10 protein-coding genes are annotated in these 12,202 nt (G+C 70.8%); 5 read left to right on the top strand and 5 right to left on the bottom strand.

The window, feature by feature from the left end:
• Positions 1–49 precede the first annotated feature (49 nt).
• From N4G66_RS22705 to N4G66_RS22695, 3 genes are all read left to right on the top strand, one after another.
• Entirely contained in the window at positions 50–1,030 is a 981-nt protein-coding gene (locus tag N4G66_RS22705) for a glycosyltransferase family 2 protein (protein WP_261705984.1), read from the top strand.
• Entirely contained in the window at positions 1,027–2,397 is a 1,371-nt protein-coding gene (locus N4G66_RS22700) for an alpha-2,8-polysialyltransferase family protein (RefSeq protein WP_261705983.1), read from the top strand. Before N4G66_RS22705 ends, N4G66_RS22700 begins: the two co-directional genes overlap by 4 nt.
• A gap of 151 nt (positions 2,398–2,548) precedes the next feature.
• Positions 2,549–3,667 carry an acyltransferase family protein gene (locus N4G66_RS22695; RefSeq protein ID WP_391858861.1) on the top strand — a complete coding sequence of 373 codons (1,119 nt, stop codon included), beginning with the start codon at positions 2,549–2,551 and terminating at the stop codon, positions 3,665–3,667.
• Between the two features lie 63 nt (positions 3,668–3,730).
• On the opposite strand, the gene N4G66_RS22690 is transcribed toward N4G66_RS22695, so the two are convergent.
• On the bottom strand, positions 3,731–4,390 hold the full coding sequence (locus N4G66_RS22690; RefSeq protein WP_391858857.1) for a TetR/AcrR family transcriptional regulator: 660 nt from the start codon (positions 4,388–4,390) through the stop codon (positions 3,731–3,733).
• Between the two features lie 62 nt (positions 4,391–4,452).
• Between N4G66_RS22690 and N4G66_RS22685 the strand changes: the two genes are divergently transcribed.
• Positions 4,453–5,907, top strand: a complete 1,455-nt coding sequence (locus tag N4G66_RS22685) for an FAD-dependent oxidoreductase (protein ID WP_261706009.1) — start codon at positions 4,453–4,455, stop codon at positions 5,905–5,907.
• Between the two features lie 21 nt (positions 5,908–5,928).
• On the opposite strand, the gene leuE is transcribed toward N4G66_RS22685, so the two are convergent.
• On the bottom strand, positions 5,929–6,579 hold the full coding sequence (leuE, locus tag N4G66_RS22680; protein WP_261705981.1) for a leucine efflux protein LeuE: 651 nt from the start codon (positions 6,577–6,579) through the stop codon (positions 5,929–5,931).
• A 78-nt stretch (positions 6,580–6,657) separates the two neighbouring features.
• Positions 6,658–8,238 carry an acyl-CoA mutase large subunit family protein gene (locus N4G66_RS22675; protein ID WP_261705980.1) on the bottom strand — a complete coding sequence of 527 codons (1,581 nt, stop codon included), beginning with the start codon at positions 8,236–8,238 and terminating at the stop codon, positions 6,658–6,660.
• Between the two features lie 252 nt (positions 8,239–8,490).
• Between N4G66_RS22675 and N4G66_RS22670 the strand changes: the two genes are divergently transcribed.
• Positions 8,491–9,366 carry a L,D-transpeptidase family protein gene (locus tag N4G66_RS22670; protein ID WP_261705979.1) on the top strand — a complete coding sequence of 292 codons (876 nt, stop codon included), beginning with the start codon at positions 8,491–8,493 and terminating at the stop codon, positions 9,364–9,366.
• Positions 9,367–9,843: 477 nt separating this feature from the next.
• Here the strand turns inward: N4G66_RS22670 and N4G66_RS22665 are convergent, their stop codons facing one another.
• Complete coding sequence (locus tag N4G66_RS22665) at positions 9,844–10,941, bottom strand: hypothetical protein (RefSeq protein WP_261705978.1); 1,098 nt, start codon at positions 10,939–10,941, stop codon at positions 9,844–9,846.
• The gene (locus N4G66_RS22660; RefSeq protein WP_261705977.1) at positions 10,941–11,603 is read right to left on the bottom strand and encodes an RNA polymerase sigma factor; all 663 of its coding nucleotides are present in this window, start codon (positions 11,601–11,603) and stop codon (positions 10,941–10,943) included. Before N4G66_RS22660 ends, N4G66_RS22665 begins: the two co-directional genes overlap by 1 nt.
• Positions 11,604–12,202: the final 599 nt, after the last annotated feature.

The raw sequence follows: 12,202 nt of genomic DNA, 5'->3' as shown, positions 1-12,202 counted from the left end.
CCACTCCGTGGCTCACATTTCGAGCAGGCTCCGGCCTAGCGTCGGCCGTGTGGTCAAGCTCTCCGTCATTGTGCCGTTCTACAACGTTCAGCAATTCGCTCCTGACACGCTCAGAAGTCTTCGCTCGAACACCCACGACGATTTCGAGTTCCTGCTTGTCGACGACTGTTCGACCGATGGAACTTCCGGGATCCTCGACCGAGCGGCACAGGAGATTCCCGGGGCCATACTCCTGAGACACGGGAAGAACGGCGGCCTGGCCACCGCGCGCAACACCGGAATCGACGCGGCCCGCGGCGAGTACCTCACCTTCCTGGACGGCGACGACTGGCTCGCTCCCGGGTATCTGTCCCAACTCCTCGCTTCGGCCGAGGAGTTGGGATGCGACTTTGTGCGCACCGACCACGTTCAGTGCCAGGCGCAGGCGCGCACCCTCCACCGGGCCCCCATCGCGCCCCGGGGCGTTGCCCTGTCTCCGCGCGACGCGATCCTGCCGGCCCACCGCTCGACCTCCGTCGACTACGCGTACGCCTGGGCGGGCATCTACCACCGCCGCCTGTTGGACCGGGGCCTGCTGCACTTCACCGACGGGCTGCGCACGGCCGAGGACCGGCCGTGGATCTGGAAGCTGCACCGGGAGGCGGAGACCTTCGCCGCGGTGGGACTGCTCGGCGTCTTCTACCGGCGCGGTGTCGCCTCCTCCCTCACCCAGATCGGGGACATCCGCCAGCTCGACTTCCTGCGCGCGTTCGACCAGGTGGTGGCGGAGACCGGCGAGGACCGCCGCGCGGACGAATTCCTGCCGAAGGCCGTACGCACCTACTGCGCGATCATCGCCCACCATCTGGGATCCATCGAAAGGTTCGAGCCCCCGGTGGCACGGACACTCAAGTCGATGAGCGCCGCGGCCCTGCGGCACATGCCGCGGGACGTGCTCGACGAGGTCCTCGACTCGATGGACGAACAGCGCGCCACCCTCCTGCGCCGGTTGCGCCGCGGTCCCGCCCCTGCCGCGGGGGTGTCCGGGTGACCACGCAGATCTTCCTCGCCTCCACGCTGTACGGCACGGCCACGCTCGCGGCGGCGTTGGACACCACGCGCTTCGCGCCCGCCGACCGGCGCGTCCTGCTCGTCTCCAACAACGCGGCGACCCCCGAGACAACGCCCGCCATCGCCGCGATGCCCGGCTTCGAACGGCTGCGCACCCGCTTCGACGACGTGATCTCCTGGAACGAGACCATCCGCCCCTTCCATCCCGGCGGCTGGGCCCCCAGGCTCGACGACGTACCGCTGTGGGAGCGCCAACTGCGGCTCGTCTGGGGCCTCGGCGACGACGACGTCGAGCTGGCCGTCGAATCCATCCAGGTCAACCCGGCACTCGGCCTCGCGCAGATCTTCACGGACGCGCCCGTCACCGTCTATGCGGACGGGCTGATGAGTTACGGCCCCACCCGCAGCAAGATCGACCCGCTGGTCGGCACCCGGGTGACCCGGCTGCTCCATCTGGACCTGGTGCCGGGCCTGAAACCACTGCTGCTCACCGAGTTCGATGTCGAACCGGAGACGGTGGCCGCTTCCGCCTTCTTGAAGGTGCTCGCCGAACTCGCCGACTCCGTGGACCCGGGTGCCGAGCTGCCCGCGATCGACGGACCCGCCCTGCTCCTGGGCCAGTACCTCTGCGCGCTCGACATCCTCACCGCCGAGGAGGAGGAGCACCTCCATGTACGGATGCTCAGGGGCGCCGTCGCACTCGGCCGGACCTGTGTGGTGTTCAAGCCGCACCCCACGGCCCCGGACCGCTGGTCGCGCGCCCTGGAGAAGGAGGCGGCGGAGCTGGGCGTCGACCTGACCGTGCTCGACTCACCGGTCCTCGCCGAGGTGTTGTACCAGCGGATGCGGCCCTCACTGGTCGTCGGCTGCTTCTCCACGGCGCTGTTCACCGCGTCCGCGCTGTACGGCCTGCCCGTCGCCCGCGTCGGCACCGGCCTGCTGCTGGAGTGCCTGACGCCGTACGAGAACAGCAACCGTGTCCCCGTCACGATCGCCGACGCGCTGCTGCCCGAACTGACGGACCGGCAGGCGGTCACCGGGCAGCGGCCGGGCATGGACACCGCGGACCTCACCGCGCTCGTGCGGACCGTTGGGTTCGCGATGCAGCCGAAGATCCATCCGGGCCTGCGTCCGGCCGCTGTCCGCTATCTGGCCGACCACCTCGACCAGCGCACCTGGCGCTATTTCAAGCGGCGGCGGCTCACCGTGCTGGGGCTGCCGGGTGCCGTCCCGGCGCGGCTCGCCTTCCTGGCACGCAGTGCGACGGTCCGTCGCGTCGTGCGCCGCATTCGTTTTCTGCGCCGGGGGAGTACGCCGCCGAGCATGCCGAAAACGACCCCCAGATGAATTCATGGCGTCGGCTGGAAAAAGCGTGCGCCCATTTGTCATACCCCTCCTGCGAATCGGACTAACGTGCTAGGGAATTAACAGAAGACACGTCGAGGGGTAGACCGTGAGCAACATTCCCGAGGACGTGCGCGGGACTTCCACAGACACCGTGGTCCGCGCCGTCGTTCCTTCGGCCGAAGCGCCTCCGCGGCCGAAGGAACGCAAGCCCCGGGAGACCCGGCTACGCGCCCTGGACGGACTGCGGCTGATCGCCGCGCTGATGGTGGCGGCGTACCACTACGGCGGCCGCGACGGCGATGTCACCAGGGCCTGGGGAAGCTCGCCCAAACACCAGTTCCCCACGCTCCACAGCTTCTTCGCCTACGGCTGCATGGGCGTCCAGATCTTCTTCGTGATCAGCGGATTCGTCATCTGCATGAGTGGCTGGGGCCGCCCGCTGCGCTCGTTCTTCGCCTCCCGCGCCTCCCGGCTGCTGCCCGCCTACTGGGCGGCGGTCGTCATCGTGACGGCGGTGTTCGCGCTGCCGTTCGTCGCGTACAAGACGGTCTCCCCGAGCGACGCGCTGGTCAACCTCACCATGCTCCAGCAACCGCTGGGCGTCGACCGGGTGCTGGGCGTGTGCTGGACCCTGTGGGCGGAGGTCCGCTTCTACGCCCTCTTCGCGCTGTGCATCGTGCTGCCGGGGGCGAACCGGCAGCGCGTGATCCTGTTCTGCGCCGGCTGGACACTGGCCGCGGCCATCGCTCAGGGCGTGAACGAGCCACTCCTCAACATGGTCCTGATGCCGGAGTACGCCCCGTACTTCATCGGGGGCGTCGGCCTCTACCTCGTCCACCGCAACCGCCGTGACGCGCACGCCTGGGGCATTGTCGGCGTGAGCTGGCTGATCGGCCAGCACTACGCGGTCCAGCGGCTGTGGCACGCCCCGAACCCGGAGTTCTTCTCCAACCGCTCGTCCTTCGGCATCATCCTGGTCGTCACCCTCGGCTACGTCGCCGTCGCCGCGATCGCGCTGGGCTGGCTGCACTGGGCGAACTGGCGCTGGCTGACGGTCGCAGGCGCGCTGACGTACCCGTTCTACCTGGTCCACGAACACCTGGGCTGGGTGGTCATCAAGGCCTACCACCAGACCCTGCACCTCCCTTCGTACGGCACGTTCCCGGCCACGGTGGCCACCATGCTGCTGCTCGCCTGGGTGCTCAACCAGTACGTGGAGAAGCGGCTCGCCCCGAAGCTCCGCACGGCCCTGTCGAAGCCGCGCCCGTAGGAACGGACCGGGCGCCCTCGGCCGAAGCCGCCCCTCCGCCCGGCGGACCCCGGCGCCGCCCGCTCAGCCGACCCCGTAGCGCGCCTCGATGCCCGCGACGACCAGGCTCAGGCCTTCCTCGAAGTGCCGTTCGTAGTCCTCGAAGATCTCCGCGCCCGCCGCGGCCGACAGCGGGAAGTCGGCCATACGGCGGGCGCGTTCCGTCACGTCGTAGCCCTCGCGGCGCTCGCCCGGCAGAGGCTGGACGCCCTGCTCCTCGGTGACGAAGCCGATCGTGTACACGTACGTCGTGGACGTCGCGCGGACCGCCTGGGCGAGAGAGAATCCCGCCTCGGTGAAGAGCTTCAGCGTCCGCTCCATCTCGACGGCGTGCAGCGTGCCGGTGAAGCGTGAACCGCTGAAGACCTTCGCGCCGTCGCGGTAGCTCAGCAGGGCGGCGCGCAGTCCGCGGTTGGCGGCGAGCAGCCGCTCCCGCCAGCCGGCGTCCGGCTCCACCCCGGTGTCCTCGACCATCCGGCGGTACATCTCCGTCGCCATCTCGTCGAGCAGTTCCTGCTTGTTCTTGAAATGCCAGTAGAGCGCGGGCGCCTGGACGTCCAGCTCCTTGGCGATGGCCCGCAGGGTGAGGCCGTCGAGGCCCGTCTCGTTGAGCAGCCGCAGAGCGGTCCCGACGACCTGCCTCTTGTCCAGTTTGGAGGATCGCTGGGGTCTCTGGGTATCCACGCTTGACAGTTTAACGCCGTTAAGGGCAGGCTCGGCACATGGAACTTAACAGCGTTAAGGAGATGGCCGTGGGTGCGGAAACGGACATGGCAGTGGACGTCGACGTGGATGTGCTCGTCGTCGGGGCCGGACCCACCGGTCTCGCCCTCGGTGCCGATCTGGCCCGGCGCGGGGTGGACGCCCTCGTCGTGGAGCGGGCCGACGGGCTGTTCCCCGGCTCCCGCGGCAAGGGGATCCAGCCGCGCACGATGGAGGTCTTCGACGACCTCGGCGTCCTCGACGCGATCCGCGCGGCGGGCGGTGACTACCCGGTCGGGATGATCTGGCAGGACGGCAGGCGCGTCGGCGAGCACCAGATGTTCGACCCGGCCGAGCCGACCGACGACTCGCCGTACAACGCGCCGTGGATGGTGCCGCAGTGGCGCACACAGGAGATCCTGTTCGCGCGGCTGACGGACCTCGGCGGGCGGGTCGCCTTCGGCCGCGAGATGGTCGCCCTCGCCCAGGACGAGGACGGGGTGACGGTGGAGTTCGCCTCCGGCGCGCCGGTCCACGCACGGTATGTCGTCGCCGCCGACGGTGGCCGCTCCGCGGTGCGGCGCGCGCTCGGGATCGCCATGACCGGCGAGACCGTCGACCCCGGCCCGATGCTCGTCGCGGATGTACGGATCACCGGGCTGGACCGCGACAACTGGCATGTCTTCCCGCCGAGCGAGGACACCGGCGGCGGCTTTCTGGCGATCTGCCCGCTGGCCGGGACGGAGGACTTCCAGGTCGTCGCGCAGTTCCCGGACGGCACGGACGTCGACCTGTCCCCCGACGGCATCCGCAAGACCGTCGCCGCGCGCTCCCACCTGTCGCCCGAGGCCGTGACCGAGGTGCGCTGGGCCTCGGACTTCCGGCCGCGCACGGCACTGGCGGACCGCTTCCGCGCCGGGCGGGTCTTCCTCGCCGGGGACGCGGCGCACATCCACTCGCCGGCCGGCGGCCAGGGGCTCAACACCAGCGTGCAGGACGCCTACAACCTGGGCTGGAAGCTCGGCACGGTCCTGCGCGGCGCGGCTCCCGGATCCCTCCTCGACACCTACGAGGAGGAACGGCTCCCCGTCGCCGCCGACATGCTCGGCCTGTCCACCCGGGTCCACCGCGGGGAGCTCCGGCGCGGCGGGGCGACCCGCCAGCTCGGGCTCGGATACCGCGACTCCTCCCTCGCGGTGGAGACCCGTACCGACCTGCCGGACGGGGCCCTGCGCGCGGGCGACCGCGCCCCCGACGGAAACGTGGAGGGCGTACGCCTCTTCGACGTGTTCCGGGGACCGCACTGGACCCTGCTGACGGTCGGCACGGACGCGGAACCGCCGGTGCTCCCCGGAGTCCGCACCGCACGGATCGGGTCGTACGAGCGGTACGGGACCGGGGTCTTCCTCGTCCGCCCCGACGGGTACGTGGGATGGGCGGGCACCGACGCACGGGACCTGCCCGCGTACGCGGCCCGGGCGGGTCTGGCCGTCGGCTGAAAACGGGCCGGCCGGGTCGTCCTAGGCGCTGGCCAGGGTGAGCTTGACCGCGAAGCCGAGGAAGAGGGCACCGGCGGCGGTCGTGGCGCCCGCGGAGAGGCGCTTGCGCCGGCGGAAGGCCGCCGCGAGGCGCGTACCGCTGAAGATCAGCGCGGTCAGGTACAGGAAGCTCGCGAGCTGGGCGAAGGCGCCGAGCACGACGAAGGAGAGCGCCGGGTAGGCATACCCGGGGTCGACGAACTGCACGAAGAAGGCGACGAAGAACAGGATCGCCTTCGGGTTGAACAGGCTGATCACGAGCGCCCGCCGGAACGGCCGCTCCCCGGCCACGGCCTCGGGCTCCGCGTTCTGCTCGACCGGCTCCCGCCGGGCCCGCCACATCGCCCACGCCGCCCGCAGCATCCCGACCGCCAGCCACGTCAGATAGCCCGCGCCCGCGTACTTCACGATCCCGAACAGCACGGCGTTCGCCTGCAGCAGCGACGCCACACCGGCCGCCGACAGCGTCATCAGCACGGTGTCCCCGCACCACACACCCGCGGCGGCGGTATATCCCGTGCGGACACCCCTGCGGGCGGCGACGGACAGCACGTACAGCGAGTTCGGCCCCGGCAACAGGACGATCAGGACAAGACCCGCGAGATAGGTGGGGAGATCGATGACACCAAGCATGAAAGCGAGTGTCGCACGGGCCTCCGACAGCCCGTAGAGGCGTCTCGCCCGTCAGTCGCCGTCGAGGAATCGCCCGGCTCAGAAGGCATCCGAGGGGACGTAGGTGCCCCAGATCTCACGGAGCGCGTTGCAGACCTCACCGACCGTCGCGCGGGCGCGCAGGGCGTCCTTCATCGGGTGGAGGACGTTGTCCGTGCCCTCGGCGGCCTTCTTCAGCGCGGCCAGGGCGGTGTCGACGGCCGCCTGGTCGCGCTCGGCGCGGAGCCGGGCGAGGCGTTCGGCCTGCTGGGCCTCGATGGCCGGGTCGACGCGGAGCGGCTCGTACGGTTCCTCCGCGTCGAGCTGGAAGCGGTTGACGCCGACCACCACGCGCTCGCCGGAGTCGGTCTCCTGGGCGACGCGGTACGCGGAGCGCTCGATCTCGCCCTTCTGGAAGCCGTGCTCGATGGCTTCGACGGCGCCGCCGAGGTCCTCGACCCTCGTCATGAGGTCGACGGCGGCCGCCTCGACGTCATCGGTCATCCTCTCGATGACGTACGAGCCCGCGAAGGGGTCGACCGTCGCCGTCACGTCCGTCTCGTAGGCCAGCACCTGCTGGGTGCGCAGGGCCAGTCGCGCGGACTTGTCGGTGGGCAGCGCGATGGCCTCGTCGAAGGAGTTGGTGTGCAGCGACTGGGTGCCGCCGAGGACCGCGCCGAGGCCCTGGACGGCGACGCGGACCAGGTTCACCTCGGGCTGCTGCGCGGTGAGCTGGACACCGGCGGTCTGCGTGTGGAAGCGCAGCATCAGTGACTTGGGGTCCTTCGCGCCGAACTCGTCCCTCATGACCCGGGCCCAGATGCGCCTGGCCGCACGGAACTTGGCGACCTCCTCCAGGATCGTCGTACGGGCGACGAAGAAGAAGGAGAGGCGGGGCGCGAAGTCGTCGACGTCCATGCCGGCGGCGACGGCCGTACGGACGTACTCGATGCCGTCGGCGAGCGTGAACGCGATCTCCTGCGCGGGAGACGCGCCCGCCTCCGCCATGTGGTAGCCCGAGATCGAGATCGTGTTCCACTTCGGGATCTCGGTCCGGCAGTACTTGAAGATGTCCGCGATGAGCCGCAGGGACGGCTTGGGCGGGAAGATGTACGTCCCGCGGGCGATGTACTCCTTGAGGACGTCGTTCTGGATCGTGCCCGTCAACCGGTCCGCCGGAACGCTCTGTTCCTCGCCGACCAGCTGGTACATCAGCAGCAGCAGCGCGGCGGGCGCGTTGATCGTCATCGAGGTGGAGACCTTGTCCAGCGGGATCCCGCCGAACAGGACACGCATGTCGTCGACCGAGTCGATCGCGACTCCGACCTTGCCGACCTCGCCGTGCGCGAGGGGGGCGTCCGAGTCGTGGCCCATCTGGGTGGGCAGGTCGAAGGCGACCGACAGACCCATCGTGCCGTTGGCGATCAACTGCTTGTAGCGGGCGTTGGACTCGGTGGCCGTGCCGAAACCGGCGTACTGCCGCATGGTCCACGGACGGCCTGTGTACATCGACGGGTACACCCCACGGGTGAACGGGTACGCGCCCGGCGCGCCCAGCTTCTCGGCCGGATCCCAGCCGTCCAGGGCCTCGGGACCATAAACCGGTTCGATGGGCAGTCCGGACTCGGATTCGCGCGCCATTGCTGTGCCTCCCGTGAAGCGGCCCGGTGACAGGAATCGACCTCGGCCACGGACTGTAGCGGCCCCGGTGCACCGAGCAGAGGGACCCGCGCCGGGACCTTGCTCACCGACCCTTTCGCGGGCCGGTTCCATGGTTCTCTTCCACCATGCGGCCTGGTTCGCAACCGGTCACCCACGGGGAGCATCTCAGATGACACGACGGCGGGACGGGGGCCTGATGTGCATGACAGGACAGGTGGAACAGGGGTCCGGATGCGTACGACTGGCTTGAAGAGATCGCTGGCCGCGCTCGCGGCCCTCGCCGCGGTGAGCGGCTGCACGGCACACGCCGTGGACGCGCGGGGGAAGAAGCCGCCGGTACGGATCGACGGTTCGCTCGCCCCGGCCCCCGGCGCGAAGGGGGAGGACGACAAGCCCGCCGCGCCGTCGAAGGGGGCGGACGACCCGTCCGGCTCCGCCGGAACGGGGAAGGGCGACAAGCCCGCCGCCGTGCCCGCCGAAGTCCTCTGGTCCAGCGGCGACCGGGGCGACGACGTCCGCAAGGCGCAGGCGCGGCTGCACCAGGTCGCGTGGCTGATCACCCCGCCGACGGGGACGTACGACGCCCGGACGGTCGAGGCCGTGAAGGGGTTCCAGGGCAAGCGGGGGCTGCCGCGCACCGGTGAACTGGACACCGTCACCTGGCGGCGGCTGCGGAGGATGACGCACGAACCGGCGGACTGGGAGCTGTACCCCTACGGCGGGCAGCCGGCCGCGAAGCCCGACCGTCGCTGCATGACGGGCCGTGTGCTGTGCGTCAGCAAGACGAGCCGCACGCTGCGTTGGATGATCGACGGCAGGACGGTCTCGGAGATGGACGTGCGGTTCGGCTCGCAGTACACGCCGACCCGCGAAGGCGTGTTCAGCGTCTACTTCAAGTCGCGCCACCATGTGTCGACGATCTACAACACATCGATGCCGTACGCGATGTTCTTCAGCGGCGGCCAAGCGGTGCACTACTCCCCGGACTTCGCGGCCCGCGGCTACTACGGCGCCTCGCACGGCTGCGTCAACGTGCGGGACGAGGGGAAGGTCGCGGCGCTGTTCGCACAGGTCCGCACGGGCGACAAGGTCGTCGTCTACTGGTGACGGGCCCCTGCGCGAAGGCGGGGCGAGGGGAGAGTGGGGCGCGGGCGGGACCGGGGGAACGTGTCCCACCCGCGCCGGTTGCACAGAGCCATGGGTACGGGGGGAACCCCGGCTCCGTGCGACGGCCGATGACCAGTCGGCTCACCACGTACTGCGCCACGGCGGCCGAAAACGTCACACCCGGCCCAAAAAAAGTTCAACGACATACGAAAGACCAGGTCAGCAGGATGTCGGGGGCTCGACAGACGAGGAGTCACGGCGCTGGGCCACCCGTGGGGCAGGACCGTGCCGAGCCCGGCAGCGTGCTCGGCGCGAGGGCGGCCGTCACGAGAGTGCGCTGGTCGGAGAGCTGACAGCACGACAGCACACCGGCCGGGAAGCCGGCGGCACGACAGCACACAGGTCCGGAAACCGGCGGCACGACAGCAGACCCGCCGGGAAGCCGGCGGCACGATCAGCGCCTGGAAGAACGGCGGTTCACAAAAGGACGCTGTCCGACGGGCTCGGCGTCGCCCTCGACAGCGGAGACCTCGTCGGCACGGCCGGCAGGAGCCGAGCGAGCCCCGGGTGCAGGACGGACGGGGTGCTGATACCGCCGTTGCCCCGGGGGTCGTTGCCGCGGGGCCCTATGTGATGGCCGTCGCCGTCACCGCCGCCCTGATCTCCCTGACCGCCCTGGTCGGAGCCCTGCCCCGAACCCTGCTCGTCGCCCTCACCCGCTCCGTCGCCCGTGCCGCCGTCGGATCCGCCGCCCAGCCCGCGGCCGAGGACGCCCGAGCAGTACAGCTTCACCCGGCCGCCGCCGCCCGCCACATGCTCCAGGACGCGCCTGCGGTCCGCGTCGAGATCCTTGCCGTCGAGGACATCACGACAGAACGAACGCGTACGGGCCCACCACGCGCGGGTGTGGTCGCCGCTCCCGGTGAAGTCCGGACGCGGCAGACCGCTCGTGTGGTCGGTGCCGGAATCGGCGGGCGAGGAGGCGTCGCCGGAGGGATCGCCCGACGGACCGTCAGGCACCGGCACCATGGAGCCGATGCCGCCGGAGACTCCGGGCGAGGGCGAGGGCGAGGCCGAGACGAGCGGCCGCTCCGGGGTCCGTACCGCCGTGGCAGAGGCGGCCGGGCCCGGGTGTTCACGGGTGAACGGAGTCGGCAGCACTCCGGTTCCGGCCGCGACGGCGACCCCGCCGACCATCCCGACGGCCAGCACCGCGGCGAGCCCGAAGCGGGTGGGCCGTCCCCAGCGCGTCCGGCGTCCGTGCGCGCCGGGGCGCCCGATACGCACCAGGCCGGCGTCCGCGGCATGCGCGCCGGGTCGCGCGCGACCATGGTGGCCGAGCTGTGCCGCGACGCCGTCCCCGTCCGCGCGCGCCTTGCGGAAAGCGGCCAACGCGGCGGCCTCGCCCGGGAGTTCGTCGCTGCTCAGCTTGGGTTCGGCGGCCAGTGAGCCGAGGGCCTCGGCAAGGCGGTCCACCTGCTCGCGGGTGCCGGCGTCGACGGCCTCCAGCGGCTCTCCGCGCAGCAGACGCTCCGCGGCGTCGCGGTCCAGCCACCTGTACTGCTCGTCGGCCATCACATGTCCTTCTGCGCCCGCGAACGCGTATGCGTCACACCGGCGGACGTCACCGCGCGGGTGCGCGAACCTCGTTGCGGGGGAACGGCGTCGAGCGCGCCGACGGATTCCGGATCGGTGCCGAGCAGCTCCGCGAGCCGTTTCAGGCCGCGGTGCGCCGCCGTGCGAACGGCTCCGGGACGCTTGCCGAGGGTCTCGGCTGCCGTCTTGGCGTCGAGGCCGACCACGACGCGCAGGACGACCGCCTCCGCCTGATCCTGGGGGAGTTGGGCGATGAGCGAGAGGGTGCTGTCGGTGGCCAGCGACTCCATCGCCTCGATCGCGGTGTCGGACTCGGCGGCCTTGCCGGTCAGTTCGGTCTCGTCGCCGCCTATCGCGGGGCGGCGACCGCGCATCCGTATGTGGTCCAGAGCGCGGTTGCGGGCGATCCTCGCCGCCCAGCCACGGAAGCGGTCCGCGTCCCCGCTGAACCTCTCCAGGTCACGGGCGATCTGGAGCCAGGCCTCGGACGTGACGTCCTCCGCGTCCGCCTCGCCCACCAGCGTCCGTACGTATCCGAGCAGGCGTGGATGCACCGCTCGGTACACAGTCCGGAACGCGGTCTCGTCCCCGTCCTGTGCAGCAAATACCGCGGCGGTCAGCTCCGCGTCGTCCCCCAGCACCCCCGCGCCCCTCTTTGCGCCTCAACCGGCGCCGCTCTCGCGGACCGGATTCTCGCCGTCGTGGTTCCTCGATGGACGGTTGTGGTCTCAGGTCCGCGTGTTCGTGGTCTCAGGTCCCACGCGGTTCTGGTCTCAGGCCCCACGTGGTCGCGGTCCCGGATTCCACGCAGTCGTGGTCTCAGGTTCCTCGTGGTTGCGGTCGTCCGTTCTCCGCACCGGCGCGAAAGGCACGTTACGGCCTGAAACAGCTCCCCGTCCATGTTCGTACAACGTGCAACTACATGGTGACGGTGCGAGGTGTGACACAAAACGCAGTCCCGGCGCTGTAGGGAGTACGGGTCGCCGCGCGGCCCGTGCCGCGCGACGGTCGGGGCCTCTCCTGTGGGGGGTGGCGGCCCCGGCCGTTGCCATCGGCAGGAATGTGCGCCGGTGCCCTCGGAGCCCGGTTCGGCCCCGCGACCTGTCGGCGGCCCCGGCCTGTCTACCGCCGCCCGCCTACCGCTCGCGCTTGGACTTCGTCGGCCTCGGCGTGGTGGCCGAGGCTCGCGGAACCGGCGTCCCGGCCGCGTTCCCGCTCTTTCCCGGGGTTCCCCGTCGCC

Source organism: Streptomyces rhizosphaerihabitans (genome assembly GCF_025399795.1).
Classification (GTDB): domain Bacteria; phylum Actinomycetota; class Actinomycetes; order Streptomycetales; family Streptomycetaceae; genus Streptomyces; species Streptomyces rhizosphaerihabitans.
The sequence above is the reverse complement of the archived record's forward strand: the minus strand, read 5'-3'. Positions and strand labels throughout refer to the sequence as shown.